This window comes from Pseudonocardia sp. (genome assembly GCF_050246655.1).
Lineage (GTDB): Bacteria > Actinomycetota > Actinomycetes > Mycobacteriales > Pseudonocardiaceae > Pseudonocardia.
The window spans coordinates 16,725-32,939 of the sequence record NZ_JBFWVQ010000066.1; the positions used below are offsets into that span (position 1 = coordinate 16,725).

Here is a 16,215-nt window from a genome sequence, read left to right on the forward strand (position 1 = left end):
GACCGGCGTGCACGACGGGAGAGGAACCCATGAGCGACGCAGGCCCGCGCACCCTGGCCATCGACATCGGCGGATCGGGCCTGAAGGCCACCGTCCTCGCCCCGGACGGGACGATGCTCTCCGATCGGGTTCGCCGCGAGACCCCCTACCCGTGCACCCCGGACGTCCTCCTGGACGAGCTGGAGAAACTCGCCACGGGCCTGCCGGCCTACGACCGGATCTCCGTCGGGTTCCCCGGGGCGATCCGCCGCGGCCGGGTGCGCGACCTCGTCGCCTTCCTGCGGCCCGCGCCCGGTGAGCCCAAGAGCGCCAAGCTCGCGAAGCTGTGGCTGGGCTGGGACATCCAGGGGGCGCTCGCCGAGCGCTTCGGGAAGCCGGTCCGCGTCGCCAACGACGCGGACGTCCAGGGCTGCGCCGTCATCGCCGGCACGGGTATGGAGCTGGTCATCACGCTGGGCACCGGGGTCGGCTGCGCGGTGTTCTACGACGGCGTGCTGCTGCCGCACATGGAGCTGTCCCACGGCCGTTTCGGCCACGGCCACTCCATCGAGGTGGCCTGCGGCGACCATGAGCGGCAGAAGGTCGGCAAGGAGAAGTGGAGCGAGCGCGTCCTCGACGCGCTCGCGGCGTTCGACGAGATGGTGCTGCCCGACCACATCTACATCGGCGGCGGCAACGCCAAGCGGCTCGACCCGGACAGGCTCGGCCCGAACCGGACGATCGTGCCGAACGTCTCCGGGCTGCTCGGCGGCATCGCGCTCTGGGAACGCGGCGACGCCACGGCGTCGGCCACCGGCTCCCCGTAGGACCGCACCCCGCCCGCACCCTGGTCCCGGCGCGCGGTCACCGGCAGGATAACCGCGTGCCCGAGACCGACATCACCGCGACACCCGAATGGGCCGCGCTCGCGCAGCACCACACCGAGATCGCCCACCGGCACCTGCGCGAGCTGTTCGCGGAGGACCCCGGGCGCGCCGACGCGTTCACCGCAGCGGGTGCCGACCTCGTCCTGGACTACTCCAAGAACCGCATCACCCGCGACACCCCGCCGCTGCTCGTCGCGCTGGCCCGCGCCGCGGGGCTGCCGGAGCGCACGGAGGCGATGTTCCGCGGCGACGAGATCAACACCAGCGAGCACCGGTCCGTCCTGCACACCGCGCTGCGGCTGCCCCGCGACGCCGAGCTGGTGGTGGACGGCCAGGACGTCGTCGCGGACGTCCACGCCGTCCTGGACCGGATGGGGGTGTTCACCGACGCCGTCCGCTCCGGGGAGTGGACCGGCCAGACCGGCGAGCGCATCCGCACCGTCGTCAACATCGGCATCGGCGGCTCCGACCTCGGCCCCGTGATGGCCTACGAGGCGCTGCGCGACTACGCGGACCGTGCGATCGAGTGCCGCTTCGTCTCCAACATCGACCCGACCGACATCACCGAGGCGCTGCGCGACCTCGACCCGGCCACCACGCTGTTCATCGTCTCCTCGAAGACGTTCACGACCTTGGAGACGCTCACCAACGCGCGCACCGCGCGGACGTGGCTGGTCGACGGCCTGGATGACGAGAAAGCCGTCGCGAAGCACTTCGTGGCGGTCTCGACGAACGCCGACGAGGTGCGCGCGTTCGGCATCGACGAGGCCAACATGTTCGGCTTCTGGGACTGGGTCGGCGGACGCTACTCCGTGGACTCCGCGATCGGGCTCTCCCTCATGGTGGCGATCGGCCGGGAGGCGTTCGGGCAGTTCCTGGCCGGCATGCACGCGATGGACGTCCACTTCCGGACCGCGCCCCTGGAGAGCAACCTCCCGGCGATCGCGGGGCTGCTGAACGTCTGGTACGTCAACTTCTTCGGCACCGACACCCACGCCGTGCTCCCCTACAGCCAGTACCTGCACCGCCTGCCGGCCTACCTGCAGCAGCTCACGATGGAGAGCAACGGCAAGTCCGTGCGCGGGGACGGCACGCCCGTCACCACGGCCACCGGGGAGATCTTCTGGGGCGAGCCGGGCACCAACGGCCAGCACGCCTTCTACCAGCTCATCCACCAGGGCACGCGGCTCATCCCGTGCGACTTCATCGGGTTCGCCGAGCCCAACCACGAGGTGGAGACCGGCGGGCCGGCCGACATGCACGACCTCTTCATGTCCAACCTGTTCGCCCAGAGCGCGGCCCTGGCGTTCGGCAAGACCGCCGAGGAGATCGCCGCCGAGGGCACCCCGGCCGAGATCGTCCCGCACAAGGTCATGCCGGGGAACCGGCCGACCTCGACGATCCTCGCCGCCAGGCTCACCCCGTCCGTGCTGGGGCAGCTCATCGCGTTCTACGAGCACGTCACGTTCGTCGAGGGCACCATCTGGGGTATCGACTCGTTCGACCAGTGGGGGGTGGAGCTGGGCAAGGTGATGGCCCGCCAGCTCGGGCCTGCGCTCACCGACACCGACCCGGACCTGTCGGGGCTCGACTCCTCGACCGCGGCGCTCGTGCGCCGGTACCGGACGCTGCGGGGCCGCGGCTAGGGAGGGCGCGATGGGGCGGGCAGGACGGGGCACCCGGACGTCCGTCCCGGCGGTGATCGTGCCCGCCGCGCTGCTCGTCACCCTGGCCACGGCGGCGGTCGTGGCGCTGTGGGTCGGTGCCTCCGCGGCGGGCCCGACACCGGCGGACGCTGCGGCCCTGCGCGAGTCGATGGCCGTCCGGACCACGGACCTCACGGCGCTCGCGATCGTGGTCACCGACGTGGGCAGCACCGTTGCGATGGCGATCGTCGCGCTGGCCACCGGCGCCTGGCTCGTCGCCCGCCACCGCCTCGCCGACGCCGCGTTCGTCGTCGGGGCGTGGCTGGGCGGGCTCGCGCTCTTCCGCGGGCTGAAGATCCTCCTCGACCGGGCCCGTCCCCCGGAGATGGACCGGCTCGTCGCCGTCGCGGACGAGTCGCTGCCCTCGGGGCACGCCACCATGGCGACGGTGGTGATCGGCGCCCTCGTCGCGCTGGCCTGGGCCGGGCGGACCGTGGCGAGCCGGGCGGCGCTGGTCGCGCTGGCCGCGCTGTGGATCGGCGCCGTCGGCGCCACCCGCATCTACCTGGGCGTGCACTGGTTCACCGACGTCGTCGCGGGCTGGCTCCTCGGTGGGGCGTGGCTCGCCCTGTGCGTCGTGGCGTGGACGTGGTGGCACCAGCGCGCCCCGGCACTCACCGCAGGCTGACGGTCACCCCCTGGGAGAACGGCGAGTCGTGGAGCTCGATCGCTGCGGAGGCGAGACCGCGGGGGACGTCGAACTCGCCCTGGGCCTCTCGCTCCACACGCCGCTGCCGAGGGTGGTGACAGGCGCGACGCCGCCTTACCGGGAAGATCCGCACCTGCGGTACCGGACGGCCACCGACGACCGCCCTGCACCGCAACCTCGGATCATGGGCCGGTCAGGCCGGGTCGAGCGTCTTCCCGCCGGACGGGTCCACGGGCACCGGCTCAGTGGGAACCGACGTACCACCTCCGCCGCCGCCGCCACCGGTGTCCTCGACCCAGATCGTGATCGGGTCTCCCGGCGACACCGGGGTGCCGCCGAGGGGCTGCTGGGCGACCACGACACCCGACATCGGCGGCGGCGTGTCGGGGTCGCCGCTCACCGTCACCACGCGGGCGTCCAGCGCCAGGGCGTGGGCCTCGATCACGCCGAGGCCGACCAGGGCGGGCGCCGGGACGCGCTCGTCGGTCTGCATGTGTGGACCTCCTTCGCGCCGGGGTACCCTCCGGAGCCTTCGATCATTCCTCCCACCGGCATCGGTGATCACCGGGGGTGCGGAACAGCTGCGGCGCGCCGACGGTTGGGTCCGGCGTGGACCGGATCCGGGTGCGGGCGCCTGCGCTGCGCGGGCGGCGCTGGCTCAACACGGGCGGGCGGGAGCTCAGCCTGGAGGAGCTGCGCGGCAAGATCGTGCTGCTGGACTTCTGGACGTTCTGCTGTGTGAACTGCCTGCACGTCCTCGACGAGCTGCGGGCGCTGGAGGAGCGGTTCGCCGACGTGCTGGTCGTCGTCGGGGTGCACTCGCCGAAGTTCGCGCACGAGGCGGATCCCGCGGCCGTCGAGGCGGCGGTGGAGCGCCACGACGTGCGCCACCCGGTCCTGGACGACCCCGAGCTGACGACGTGGGACGCCTACGCGGCGCGGGCCTGGCCGACGCTCGTCGTCGTCGATCCGCGCGGATACGTCGTGGCGCACCTGGCGGGTGAGGGGCACGCACCCGGCCTCGCGGTGCTGCTGGAGGAGCTGGTCGCCGAGCACGCCGACGTGCTGCGCCGCGGTGGCGGACCTTACGTCGCCCCGCCGGAGCCCGAGACCGCACTGCGCTTCCCCGGGAAGGCACTGGCGCTACCGGGCGGCACGTTCCTCGTCTCCGACACCGCGCACCACCGGCTCGTCGAGCTGGCGGCCGACCTGGTGACGGTCCGCCGCGTGATCGGGGACGGGGTGCGCGGCCTGCGCGACGGCGGGGCACCGCGGTTCTCCGAGCCGCTCGGGCTCGCGCCGGTGCCGCCCGGGCACGGGTACGACGTCGTGATCGCCGACTCGGGCAACCATGCGCTGCGGGGCCTGCGGCTCGCCGACGGGCACGTCACGACGCTCGCCGGGACGGGCGAGCAGCTGCGCGAGCGGGTGCCGGTGGGCACGACCGCGCGGGAGCTCTCCACGCCCTGGGACGTGGCCTGGTGGGACGGCCGGGTGGTGGTCGCGATGGCGGGCTGCCACCAGCTGTGGTCGTTCGATCCGCGCACCGGCGCGGTCGCCGTCCTCGCCGGGACGGGCGACGAGGGCCTGCGCGACGGGAACCCGGAGGAGGCGTTCTTCGCGCAGCCGTCGGGCCTGGCCGCCTGCGGCGAGACGCTGTGGGTCGCCGACGCCGAGACCTCAGCAGTCCGTGCGGTGTCGGTCGCACCCCGGGTCGGGGCGGCCGTGCGCACGGTGGCCGGCCAGGGCCTGTTCGACTTCGGGTTCCGCGACGGCCCCGCGGCGAAGGCCCTCCTGCAGCACCCGCTCGGGGTGGCGGTGCTCCCCGACGGGAGCCTCGCCGTCGCCGACACGTACAACGGCGCGATCCGCCGGATCGACCCGGACGCGGGCACCGTCGAGACGATCGCGACGGAGCTGGCCGAGCCCTCGGACGTCCTGCTCTCCCCCGGCACCGATGACCGGCACCTGGTCGTCGTCGAGTCGGCCGGGCACCGGCTCACCCGGGTGCCGATCCCGGTCCGCGCCACCGCGCCCGGCCGCGCGGACCGCGTCCGGCGAAACCGGACCGCCCTGTCCCCCGGCCCGGTAACGCTGCGGGTGGCGTTCACCCCGCCCACCGGCCAGCACCTCGACGACCGCTTCGGCGAGCCCAGCTCCCTCACCGTGACGGCGGACCCGCCGGAGCTCCTGGTTGCGGGCGCGGGCACCGCCCCGGGCCTCACCCGGGAGCTGGTGCTCGCCGACGGCCTGCTGGAGGGCGTGCTCGGCGTGAGCGCGGCCGCGGCGTCGTGCGACGAGGGCGACGGCGTGTTCGCCGCCTGCCACCGCTACCAGCAGGACTGGGGCATCCCGGTGCGGCTGGTCGCGGGGGCCGCCGCGGAACTGGTGCTGGACCTGCGCGCCGTGCATGACCCGATCGGGTGATGGGAGGACGCGCGTGGATCCACGGGCGCACGGGTACCCAAAGATCACCTACTGGCTCCCGGCCCCTGGAGTCCCACGATGATCAGCCGCCTCGCCACCCGGATCGCGACGCTCTGCTACACCTGCATGCGGCCGATCGAGTTCTGCGTCTGCGACGGCTAGCGGGCCGTCCGCCGCGTCGCGACACGTGCGTCGGCGATCCGGCCGGGGAGCCGCTCGGCCGCGTGCGGGTGCGCGGCGGTGTCGGTCGGCCGGCGCACGGTGCTCATGGCCGGCCCGTCACCGGCCGGGCCTGCAGCAGCCAGACCGTGCCGCGTTCGACCGCCCACTCGACGTCGCACGGCCCGTCGAACACGCGCTCGCACGCCGCTGCGAGCCGGTCCAGCTCGGCGAGCTCGGCGTCGTCGAGCGCGCGGGCGCGTGCCAGCGGCAGATCCACGGCGACCTGCCGCGTCCCGCCGCCGGCCGCCGCGACGACGCGGACGTCCTTGTCCCCGATCCGCACGTCGACCAGCACGCCACCGGGGGCGAGCCGGTAGCCGTCGGGCACGACCAGGCCCGCGACGACCGCCTCCCCGAGCCCGTACGACGCCTCGACCACCCGCTCGGCACGGCCCGCGCGGGCAGGGCGCGGGTCGCGCGTGAACATCACCCCGGCCGTCTCGGGTGCGAGCATGGCCTGGACGACAGCGCCCGTGGCGACGCACCCGGTGACGCCCATGCGGCGGCGGTACGCCGCGGCGGACGCCGTCCGCGCCGACGCGGCGACCGACACGACGGCCTCGCACACGTCCGCGACCGGCACCGCCAGCTCGGTGCGATGCTGCCCCGCGAAGCTCGCCGCGGCACCGTCTTCGCCGACCGCCGACGAGCGCACCGCGAGCAGGTGCCCCAGGCTCTTCGCAGCCGCGACGAGCGCCCGACCGTCGGCTCCCGCGGCGATCTCGCCGACCGTGTGCGTGTCGAGCGCGACGCCCGCCGGCACGGGCAATCCGGCGCGGACGAGCCGGGCGAGCCCCGCCGCCTTGCCGCCGAAGGCCCGGGCGTCGTGCGCCTCCCCCAGCGCGACGATCGGGGCGCGCGGTGTGCCGCTCACGGCAGCATGACCACGCCCGCGTCGCCGTCGACCCGCACCTGCGCGCCGTCCGCGATGAACCGGGTGGCCTCGCGGGTGCCGACCACGGCCGGGATGCCGTACTCGCGCGCGACGGTGGCGGTGTGCGAGAGCAGGCCACCGCGGTCGGTGACGACGGCCCCCAGCAGCGGGAGCACGGTGTTGTAGGCCTCGGTGGTCGCGCGGGCGACGAGCACGTCGCCGCGACGGATGCGGCCGAAGTCCGCGGGCCCGGTGACGACCCGCGCCGTGCCGGCGTAGCACCCGCCGCTCGCGCCGATGCCGCGCACGGTGGTGGGCTCGTTGCGGGCCTCCGGCTCGACGAACAGGGCCGCGACGGCGGCGTCGACGGCCGCGCCCATCCGGCGCACGGCCGGTGGCAACCAGCTCACCGGCGGTGCGGGCGCGGGCGGTGGTCCGATCCGGGCCGGGGCGAGGTCCGCGGTCGCCGTCGTGCGCCACCGGCGCCGCTGCGCGAGCTCGTCCGCGCCCGGTCCCCCGGTGTCCGCCACCAGGTCGAGCATCTCCTCGTGCGCGGCGTCGAGCAGGTCCGCCGGCTGCTCGATCCGGTCGCGGGCCGCGAGCCGGGACCCGGCCTCGAGGACCGCGCGCCGCACCAGCCCGTACGCCCAGAAGTCGCAGAACTGGGCCCGCTCCTCGCGCAGCGCGCCGATCGAGACGGCCTCGGCCAGCGCCTCGTCGAAGTCGGCGCGGTGGCGCACCGGCACCCGGTCGCGCACCCGGTGCGCCCGCTCGGCACGCGCGCGCTCCCGGTCCGCGCCTCGGTCCTCGACGGCGGCGACCAGCGCCCGCACCATCAGCTCGGGCAGCTCGCCCGCGGTGAGGTCGACGATGTCGTATCCCGTGACGAGCCGGTGGCGCACGAGCCCCAGCCAGGCCCGGGCGGCGGTCCCGGCGGGGCCGGCCGCGGCGGCCAACCGGTGCGGCACCTCGCCCGGAGGCAGGCCCAGCAGCGCGCGGGCGGCCGCGTCCGCGCGCAGGGCGGCGACGACGGCGTCGAAGTGCCCGTAGCCAATGGTGGCGCCGTCCCGGCTCGAGCGGCAGGCCTGCGCCAGCTCGGCGGCGGGCAGCCCGGTCCAGTCGCCTGCCCGGACGAGGAAGTCGCCGACCGGCACGAGCACGCTCGCGGTGAAGCGGTGGTGCAGGTAGTACTGGTGCTCGGCGTTGGCGCGCAACGCCCGCAGGTGCCCGGCCAGCGCGGCGTCACTCGCCGTCGTGACGTCGAACGCCTGCAGGCGCAGGTGGGCGGCCGTGGACGCGGGCTTGAGCTCGCTCTCCCACAGCGCGACGTCCGCGCGCCACGGCTTGCGCTCCAGCACCGTCCGGGCGGTGCGCAGCCGCGCGCGCATCCCGCGGTGCGCGCGCAAAGCCAGCGCGAAGACCGGCCGCGGTGGCAGCCGGCGCGCCCCGGGCGGGGCGCCGACGATGCGCGGCGAGATGTAGTCGAACCCGTTCGCGAACCGGTGCTCGAAGTGGCTCAGCAGGATGCCCGTGCGCGCCGTGCCTTCGGCGAAGCCACGGGGGAACTGCTCGCGCAGGATCGCCTGGTGGTAGCGGGTCACCGGGGTCGGGAAGTGGACGGCGTCGAGCTCCCACGAGCCGGGCTCGTCGATCTCCCAGCGCAGCGGTGCGGGAGTGGTGGGCGAGGGCGGGGCGGTCGGGATGCTCACGATGTCTCCCCCCGCGGGTCGGGGCGCCCGGGCCCGGGACGTCGCGGATCGGCGATCGCGTCGAACAGCACCTGCAGCGCCCACGCGGCGGCGCGACCGGAGTGCTCGCCGTCCAGCCCGAAGTCGGTGCGCATGCGCCGCCAGGCGTCTGCCGACATGAGGCAGTGGCAGGCCGCCGCCATGGCGGCCCGCTGCTCCTCGGACCGGCCGGGTGCGAGCTCGTCCACGGCCGCCTGCATGGCCGCGGCCCGGCCGCGCCTGCCGTGCGCGCGCATCTCCTGCCCGGCCGGCGTCTGTATCTGGGCGAGGATCAGCTCCTGGTGGGCGTCGAACGCCGGGAACAGCCGCGTGACCAGCGCGACGATGTCGGCGGCCCGCCGCGGGTAGCCGTCGAACCCGACGCGGCGGTCGACCAGCTCGGTCAGCGCCGCGAACATGTCCTCCCTGGTCGGGAAGTGCCGGTAGATCGTCCGCGGCGACACCCCGGCGCGGCGGGCGATCTCGAAGACCGAGAACTCGAACGGGCCGTCCTCGCCGAGGGCGTCCGCCATCGCCTCGAGGATCAGCTCGCGGGTCCGTTCGGCGAGCCGGTCGCGCAGTGTCGGCGACCGGTCGCCGGATGGGCCCGCATTCATGACAGCCACCGTGCCTGCATGGCACGAGGATATTCTTCTTGTCACGGACCGTGTCAAGAGCTGTCGGAACGGGACATGTCGACGGGTTGGGGGGCGTGCAGCCCGGCCAGGGAGTGGTCGTGCACCCAGTCGACCTCGACGTGCATCCCGTCCGGGTCGACGAACCAGAAGCTGAGCTTCGGCCCGAGGTCGCTCACGACGCCGTCGGTGCAGCCGCGCTCCTCGAGCCGCCCGCGCAGCTCGTCGAACGTCGCGCGGCTGGGGGTGTCGAGGGCGAGGTGGTCGAGGTGGCCGCGGTCGGTCATCGCGGGTGAACCCTTGCCGTGAGCGTTGCCCGCGACCTCGACCGGGTGCAGGATCCCGCACCCGCCGACGGCGAGGACGGCGTGCCGGAAGGCCGGGTTCGCCTCCTGGAACAGGAGCTCGGCTTCGAAGACCTCGCGGTAGAAGTCGACGAAGCGGTCGAGGTCGGCGGTCATGATCGCAACGTGGTTGATGCCGGTGGTGAGTGCCACGGGTGCCCCTCTCGATGGATTCCGATGTGCACCATGCTGGGCGCGCCCGGCTGCGATCCGGCTGTGGTCGGGCCGCCGCCTAGGCTCGACACCCGTGGGGATCGCGGTGCTCGGGCCGGTGCAGCTCACCGGCGCGGACGGGACGGTCCGGATCCGGGACCGCAAGGCCCGCGAGGCCCTCACCGTGCTCGCGCTCGCCGCGCCCCGCCCGGTGTCGGTCCGGGCGCTGGTGGAGATGCTGTGGGACGAGCCGCCACCGTCCGCGGTGAAGACCGTCCAGGCCCACCTGTCGCGGGTGCGGGGCGCGCTCGCCACCGCCCTCGGCCGCCCCGTGCTCACCGGGGGGCCGGCGGGATACCGGCTCGACGCGGCCGAGGAGCTCGACGTGCTGGCCGTGGGCGCGCTGCGGCGCCGCGCCCGGCTGGCCCGGCTGGCCGGGGACGACCACGGGGCCGCCGAGCTGCTGGCCAGGGCACGGGACTGCTGGCGCGGCGAGCCGGAGCTGCCGGCCACGACCGGCGGGGAGGCCGAGCGGGCCCGGCTGGCCGAGGAGCACCTCGGCCTCGCCGAGGAACACCTCGCCGCGCTCGTGGCGGCCCGGCCCGGAGACGCGCTGGCCGAGCTGGAGGCGCTGTGTGTGCGCCACCCGGCCCGCGAAAGGATCTGGGAGCTGCGGATCGCGGCGCTGCACCGCTGCGGGCGGCAGGCCGACGCGCTGGCCGCGTTCCGCACGGTGCGCCGCCACCTCGCCGCCGAGCTGGGCGTCGATCCCGGGCCCGGGCTGCGCGCGGCCGAGGCCGCGGTCCTGGCGCAGACGCTGCCGTCGCGCCCGGCGTCGTCAGGGCCCGCGCCCGCCGTCGTCGCCGACGTCCCCCGCTACGCGGACGCCGACGGCGTGCACGTCGCCTACGGCGTGTTCGGCGACGGGCCGGTGGACGTCCTGCTGCTCGATCCGACGTTCGTGCCGGTCGACGCCTTCCTGGAGGAGCCGCACCTCGCGGGAGCGCTGGCCCGCCTCGCCGGCGGCCGCCGGGTGATCGCGCCGGATCGCCGTGGCCTCGGCCTGTCCGACCCGGTGGCCGCGCCGCCAACCCCCGAGGACTGGGCCGCCGACGCGCTCGCCGTCCTGGACGCCGCCGGAGCGCCGCGGGCCCACGTGCTCGCCAACGACAGCACCGCCCCCGTGGCGCTGCTGCTCGCGGCCCGCCATCCCGGCCGCGTCGCGACCATCACCCTCGTCAACGGCTACGCCCGCACCACCCGCGCACCGGACTACCCGCACGGCCTCCCGACCGGCGAGCTGGACGAGACGCTGCGCGACATCCACACGCCCGGCGCCCGCCCGGCCACGGACGTGCTGGGCTGGATCGCGCCCTCGGTGGCCGAGGACACGCGCTTCCGTTCCTGGTGGGACGCCGTCGGCAGGCGCGGTGCGAGCCCGGGCACCGCGGCGCTGGTGCACCGCGCGTTCCTCGCGACGGACGTGCGCGACGTGCTCGCCGCCGTCCAGGCGCCGGTACTCCTGGTCTCCCGCACCGGCTGTGCGTCGAACGACCCGGGGCACAGCCGCTACCTGGCCGCCCACCTGCCCGACGCCGTCCTCGACGAGTACGACGATCCCGACGGTCCGTGGTTCCTCGGGGACGTGGACCGGCTCACCGAGCGCTTCGCCGCGTTCGCGGCTCGCGGAGGTGTTCGCCCCGATCTCGGATGAGGCGGCGGAGGACTTCCTCACGTCGAACGGTTCCTCGCCTGACGGGCATCGAGCCTGCACCGGCCGACGGCTCCCGTCAGCCGCCCGCGAGCACCGCGTGCAGCTCGGCGGACGCGCCCTCCGGCGGCGCCGCGCGGAAGGCCCCGAGGCCGGGCATCGTCAGGTCGGCGCGGAAGGACGGGTCGGCCATCAGGAGGTAGGCGAGCTCGCCGCCGTAGCGGCGGATGCGGGCGTCCACGTCGGTGGCGCCGAGCTTCCTCTCCAGCCAGGCGCGCACCTGCGCGGTGTCGGTGTCGGTGAGCGCGGCGATCCGGCTCACCGGGTCGTCGGCGGCGCCCGCGCCGAAGGCGCCCACGCCCCCGATGTCGGCCGGATCGGGCAGCGCCTGGGCGAGCACCGCCTCGGCGTCGACCCGGCCGACGCCGAAGTCGTCGTCCCAGCCCGGCGGCCGGACGCACGCGCCCGGGGTGCTCAGCACGTGCAGGAAGACCGCCTGCACCCGGTGGCGCCCGTAGGTGTCGCAGAGCGCCTGGTGCCCGTGGTGGGCGAGCCACAGGGCGGCCACCCCCGCGAGGTGCGCGACCGCGTAGGACGTACCGTGGCTGCGCCCGACGATCCGTCCCGGCGGATCGACCTGCCAGTCGAACAGCGCCGCCCAGACGCAGCTGCCCGGCGCCGACACGTCGACGGCCGCACCGCGCGACGAACCGCTCCAGGGGACGTCGCCGGTGCCCGTGGCCGCCACCGCCAGGCAGTTGTCGTACGACGCCGGTGCGGTGACGACGCCCACCTGGTTGCCGGCCGCCGCCATGACGATCATCCCGCCGTCCACGGCCTCCTGGATCGCCTCGCGCAGGCCGAAGAAGCCGGTGCCGCCCAGGCTCATGGACACCACGTGGCATCCGGCCGCGCGGGCCCGGCGGACGGCATCGGCGACGTCGGAGTCGAAGAGCTGCACGACGCTCTCGGTGGCCCGGTACGGGACGAGGACGGCGCCCTGCGCGACCCCGCGGAAGGCGCCTTCGCCGTCGCCGAGGAGGACGCTCGCCGTGCTGGTGCCGTGCCCCGGGTTGGGCAGCGGGTTGAAGAACGTCCGGCGCGGCGGCCGCAGCGGGTCGGACGCGTCGGCGTCGCCGTCGATGACGTCCCAGTCCGTCGCGGTGTCGATCGAGGCGAGACCGAGGGCGACGTGGTCGCTGAAGCCGGAGTCCGGGTGGCCGACCCGGATGCCCACCCCGCCACGCACCGCGGCGTCCATCAGATCCAGGGCCTGCGGCACGTTCATCGTCCGGAGCGCCCAGTCGCCGGGCGCCGACGCCGGGTCGGCCGCGCAGTCCCCGCTGCCGAAGGCGCCCACCCCGTTGTCGCCCGGCGCGTAGGCGGGTACCGGGACGTCCGCCTCGACCTGGGTGAAGTCGCCCGTGTCCTGCAGGCGGTGGACCAGCCCCCACGCGGCGGCGGCGTAGCCGGGCGAGCCGATCGAGTCCTGCGCGTCGACCTCGAGCAGGTAGTCCCACCGGCCCCGGTCGGGCCCCAGTCGGCCGACCCTGGCGGGACCGGCGAGCGCAAGCCCGGCCAGCAGGCCGTCGGCCAGCGCGGCGACCGCGCGTGCCGACGTGCGCCGGGCCGAACGGACGGCGAGGCGGGCCGGAGTCGTCGACCGTGCAACCATCACGTTCCCCCCAAGCCGTCGTCGGCCGCGCTATTGTCCACGCCCCGCACGGAACGGAGGAGCGCGCAGATGAGTGAGCGCCGGCTGAGTGCGTGGCGGCGCCATGTTCTCGGCGGATAGCCCCGGGACCGCCCGGTTCGAGCGGGTGGCGTGCGACCTGTCGGACGTGCTCGGCACGCCGGGCACCGGCGACGCGTGCGAGGTCGCCGACCGGCTCGGCCACGCCCTCGACCAGGCCGTCGAGACCCTCCCCGGCGACGACGGGTGGTACCTGCGCAGCGCGGGGGGCGTCGGGGCGTTCGCCGCAGCGCCGGACGCACCGGCCGCGCTGGCGGCGACCGCGGCCGCGGTCGACACGGTGCTCGCCCAGCCGCCGGACGCCAGCCGGGTCGTCACCGAGGTGACGAGCCCCTCGGGCGTGCACCAGGTGCGGGTGCAACTGCTGGCCGGTCGTCGCGTGATCGGCGGCTCCTACCGCCTGCACACCACCCGGGCGGGCCAGGTCGCGGTCTCCGGCTATCCGGTGGGCGACCTGGCGGCACGCGACCCCGGCCCACCGCCGCGCCGCCGCCGCGCCACGGTCGTGGACGCGATGCGGGCCCAGCTCGCGCTACCCGCCACCGTCGAGCTGGAACCGGAGACGGTGCTGTTCCCGGTCGACGGTGGTGCGGTGTGGGCCTATGCCGGGCGGGGCGTGCTGTGGGACGAGGAGACCCTGGCGGACCTGCGGGTGATCGTCCGGGCGGACGACCTGTCGCTCCTGGTCAGCCGCGATGCCGCGCCGTCGGCCGTCTGGGGCGAGGGCCGGGCGTATCCCGCCAACCCCGCCCGCGACACGCACCCCGTCACGGTCCGGCTGGCCGACCTCGACGCCGCGGCGGACCTCCTGCGCGGGCCGCTGCTCGACGTGGCCCCCCGTACCGGTGCGCGCCCGGAGCGGCCCCGGCGGGACTGGCGACTCGACGCCGACGGACCCGACTTCGACGACGTCTGCGCCTACCACCACCTCAGCCGGGCGGCGGGCTGGCTGGCACCGCTCGTCGGGCCGGACGTCTTCGGCAGGCCGCCGTTCACCCCGCTCCAGGTCGTGACCGGCGACCGTGCCACCCGTGCGCAGGTGGGCCGTTTCCTGCCGTCCCGGCAGGCCGTCGTGTTCGGTGACGGCCCGCGCCCCGGCGCCCGGTCCGCCGACATCTGCGCCCACGAGCTGACCCATGCCGTCGTCTGGGGTACCCGCCGGATCGACGACGTCGGCCCGGTCGAGGCACGGGGGCTCAACGAGGGGTTCGCCGACTACGCGCAGGCCTCGCTGCTCGCCGATCCCCGGATCGGGGACTGGGTGGCGCCGGGGCAGATGCGGGACTGTTCCTCGGCCGCGGTGCGGTTCCCGGCGCAGCCGGTGGACGTCTACGCCGTGGGTGCCGCCTGGGCCGCGGTGCTGTGGGACCTGCGGGACCGGCTCGGCGCGGGCGTCGCCGATGCCGTCGCCTTCGCGTCGGTCTTCTTCCTGGAGGAGACCAGCACGGTGGCGGCAGCGCGGGCGGCGCTGCTCGGCTCGGACGCCACCCTGTTCCCCGCCGAGGACGGGCAGGGGCGCCACGCCGACGAGATCGCCGCGGCGTTCGACGCCCGGCTGCCCTGACCGTCAGGTCTTCGGGGTCACCCGCTCGACCGCGTCCAGGAGCTCCCAGACCTCCGCGCCCGTGCTCCACCCCTCGCGGATCTCGACCCGGCTGGTGGCCTCGCCGTCGTCCACCCGCAGGGCGGTCGTGCCACCGTCCACCCCGGCGGGCGCATCGTCGATCTGGTCTCCCGCCGCCGTGACCCGGCGGGCGAGCTCCTCCAGGTGCTCCGCATCGGCGTGCGCCAGCGGCGCCTCCCGGCTGCGGTGGTCGCCCGTGCCGGGGGTGGTCTCGGTGACCCGCACCGTGCGCCCGTCGATGTCGACGACCCGGTGCACGGGGAACATCCCGCCGCTGCTCTCGACGTGGATGTGCACCCGTGCCAGCGTAATCGCCGTCGGCGAGGCCCGGAGCCGCTCAGACCGAGTACCGGCAGAGCGTCTCGCCGCCGTCGACCCGGATCAGGTCGCCGTGGATGTAGCTCGACTCGTCCGAGGCGAGGAACACCGCGAGGTTCGCGATGTCCTCGACCTCGCCCCACCGCTTCAGCGGGATCGACTCGGTGAAGACCTGGTCGAAGTCCTTGTCGTCGAACAGCTCCCGGGTCAACGACGTCTTGGCGTAGGTCGGGCAGATCCCGTTGACGCGGATCCGGTCCTTGCCGTACTCGATCGCCAGGCAGCGCGTGAGGTTGGCCTGGGCGCCCTTGGAGATGTTGTAGACGGACTGGTTGGGGTGACCCTGCAACCCCGCCGTCGAGACGAGGTTGACGATCACGCCGCCGTCGCCCTGCGCGAGCATCTGGCGGATCGCGGACTTCGCCCCGAAGAACGTGCCCTTGACGTTGACCTCGTAGCAGACGTCGAGATCGGCCTCGTCGAACTCGTGCAGCCGCTTGCCGTTGCGGTAGACGCCCGCGTTGTTGACCATGACGTCGACCCGGCCGAACGCGTCCACCGCAGCGGCGACGAGCGCGTCCACCTGGTCGCCCTTCGTGACGTCGCAGCCGACGTAGACGGCGCGGCCGCCGTCCTTCTCGATGGCCTCGACCGTGGTCAGCGCGGCGTCGGCCTCGAAGCCGCCCGGGTTGGGGTTCTCGTGGACGTCGCTCACGACGACCTTCGCACCCTCGGCCGCGCACGCCTTGGCGATGGCCCGCCCGAACCCGGAGCTGGCCCCGGTGACGACGACGACCTTGTCCTGCAGCCTTCCCATTGCTCCTCCTCTCCCGCGGGATCTCACGCGGACGTGAAGCCGCCGTCGACGGTCAGCATCGTCCCGGTGGCCCAGCGGGCGTCGGTGGTGGACAGGTAGACGGCGGCCTTGCCGACGTCCTCGGCGGTGCCCAGTTCGGGCCACGGCGACTTGTCGTGGAGCACCGTGTTGAGCTCCGGGTCGTCGAGGAACGGGCGCACCATCGCGGTGGCGAGGAACCCGGGGCAGATGGCGTTGATGTTGATCCGCTCCGACGCGTAGTCCACGGCGAGCTGGCGGGTGAGGTTCACGACCGCGCCCTTCGACGCGCAGTAGGCGGGCTCCGCGGCGAGCCCGACGAGCCCGCCGATGGAGGCGATGTTGACGATCCGGCCGCGGGAGCCGTCGAC

15 protein-coding genes are annotated in these 16,215 nt (G+C 75.0%); 6 read left to right on the forward strand and 9 right to left on the reverse strand.

Features of this window, described 5'->3' with window-relative positions:
• Nucleotides 1-29: 29 nt before the first annotated feature.
• From AB7J25_RS19820 to AB7J25_RS19830, 3 genes are read left to right on the forward strand one after another with little or no spacing between them, the layout of a single operon-like run.
• Nucleotides 30-806, forward strand: coding sequence for an ROK family protein (locus AB7J25_RS19820; RefSeq protein ID WP_428511067.1), 777 nt, complete (start codon nt 30-32; stop codon nt 804-806).
• A 56-nt stretch (nt 807-862) separates the two neighbouring features.
• A complete protein-coding gene (pgi, locus tag AB7J25_RS19825; RefSeq protein ID WP_428511068.1) occupies nt 863-2,512 on the forward strand; it encodes a glucose-6-phosphate isomerase in 1,650 nt (549 codons plus the stop codon).
• A gap of 10 nt (nt 2,513-2,522) precedes the next feature.
• The gene (locus AB7J25_RS19830) at nt 2,523-3,200 is read left to right on the forward strand and encodes a phosphatase PAP2 family protein (protein WP_428511069.1); all 678 of its coding nucleotides are present in this window, start codon (nt 2,523-2,525) and stop codon (nt 3,198-3,200) included.
• Nucleotides 3,201-3,414: 214 nt separating this feature from the next.
• Here AB7J25_RS19830 and AB7J25_RS19835 read toward each other — a convergent pair whose 3' ends face one another.
• Nucleotides 3,415-3,714: a PASTA domain-containing protein gene (locus AB7J25_RS19835; protein WP_428511070.1), complete on the reverse strand. Its 300-nt coding sequence runs from the start codon at nt 3,712-3,714 to the stop codon at nt 3,415-3,417.
• A gap of 116 nt (nt 3,715-3,830) precedes the next feature.
• Between AB7J25_RS19835 and AB7J25_RS19840 the strand changes: the two genes are divergently transcribed.
• On the forward strand, nt 3,831-5,648 hold the full coding sequence (locus tag AB7J25_RS19840) for an NHL domain-containing thioredoxin family protein (protein ID WP_428511071.1): 1,818 nt from the start codon (nt 3,831-3,833) through the stop codon (nt 5,646-5,648).
• Between the two features lie 265 nt (nt 5,649-5,913).
• Here the strand turns inward: AB7J25_RS19840 and AB7J25_RS19845 are convergent, their stop codons facing one another.
• The 4 genes from AB7J25_RS19845 to AB7J25_RS19860 are packed head-to-tail and all read right to left on the reverse strand — an operon-like array spanning nt 5,914 to nt 9,603.
• Nucleotides 5,914-6,744 (reverse strand): PEP/pyruvate-binding domain-containing protein, encoded by an 831-nt coding sequence (locus tag AB7J25_RS19845; RefSeq protein ID WP_428511072.1) that lies wholly within the window; start codon nt 6,742-6,744, stop codon nt 5,914-5,916.
• Nucleotides 6,741-8,453, reverse strand: a complete 1,713-nt coding sequence (locus tag AB7J25_RS19850) for a PEP-utilizing enzyme (RefSeq protein WP_428511073.1) — start codon at nt 8,451-8,453, stop codon at nt 6,741-6,743. Before AB7J25_RS19850 ends, AB7J25_RS19845 begins: the two co-directional genes overlap by 4 nt.
• Nucleotides 8,450-9,088 carry a TetR/AcrR family transcriptional regulator gene (locus AB7J25_RS19855; protein WP_428511074.1) on the reverse strand — a complete coding sequence of 213 codons (639 nt, stop codon included), beginning with the start codon at nt 9,086-9,088 and terminating at the stop codon, nt 8,450-8,452. Before AB7J25_RS19855 ends, AB7J25_RS19850 begins: the two co-directional genes overlap by 4 nt.
• Before the next feature lie 53 nt (nt 9,089-9,141).
• On the reverse strand, nt 9,142-9,603 hold the full coding sequence (locus AB7J25_RS19860; RefSeq protein WP_428511075.1) for a VOC family protein: 462 nt from the start codon (nt 9,601-9,603) through the stop codon (nt 9,142-9,144).
• Nucleotides 9,604-9,697: 94 nt separating this feature from the next.
• Here AB7J25_RS19860 and AB7J25_RS19865 point away from each other — a divergent pair, with 94 nt between their 5' ends.
• Nucleotides 9,698-11,317, forward strand: a complete 1,620-nt coding sequence (locus AB7J25_RS19865; protein WP_428511076.1) for an alpha/beta fold hydrolase — start codon at nt 9,698-9,700, stop codon at nt 11,315-11,317.
• A gap of 76 nt (nt 11,318-11,393) precedes the next feature.
• Here AB7J25_RS19865 and AB7J25_RS19870 read toward each other — a convergent pair whose 3' ends face one another.
• A complete protein-coding gene (locus AB7J25_RS19870; protein ID WP_428511077.1) occupies nt 11,394-12,989 on the reverse strand; it encodes a S8 family peptidase in 1,596 nt (531 codons plus the stop codon).
• Between the two features lie 103 nt (nt 12,990-13,092).
• Here AB7J25_RS19870 and AB7J25_RS19875 point away from each other — a divergent pair, with 103 nt between their 5' ends.
• On the forward strand, nt 13,093-14,631 hold the full coding sequence (locus tag AB7J25_RS19875) for a hypothetical protein (protein ID WP_428511078.1): 1,539 nt from the start codon (nt 13,093-13,095) through the stop codon (nt 14,629-14,631).
• Between the two features lie 3 nt (nt 14,632-14,634).
• Here the strand turns inward: AB7J25_RS19875 and AB7J25_RS19880 are convergent, their stop codons facing one another.
• The 3 genes from AB7J25_RS19880 to AB7J25_RS19890 all read right to left on the reverse strand — a co-directional run.
• The gene (locus AB7J25_RS19880; protein ID WP_428511079.1) at nt 14,635-14,988 is read right to left on the reverse strand and encodes a hypothetical protein; all 354 of its coding nucleotides are present in this window, start codon (nt 14,986-14,988) and stop codon (nt 14,635-14,637) included.
• 40 nt (nt 14,989-15,028) lie between these two features.
• Nucleotides 15,029-15,826 (reverse strand): SDR family NAD(P)-dependent oxidoreductase, encoded by a 798-nt coding sequence (locus AB7J25_RS19885; RefSeq protein WP_428511080.1) that lies wholly within the window; start codon nt 15,824-15,826, stop codon nt 15,029-15,031.
• Between the two features lie 23 nt (nt 15,827-15,849).
• Nucleotides 15,850-16,215: SDR family NAD(P)-dependent oxidoreductase (locus AB7J25_RS19890; protein ID WP_428511081.1), on the reverse strand; the 366-nt coding region annotated here is incomplete at its 5' end.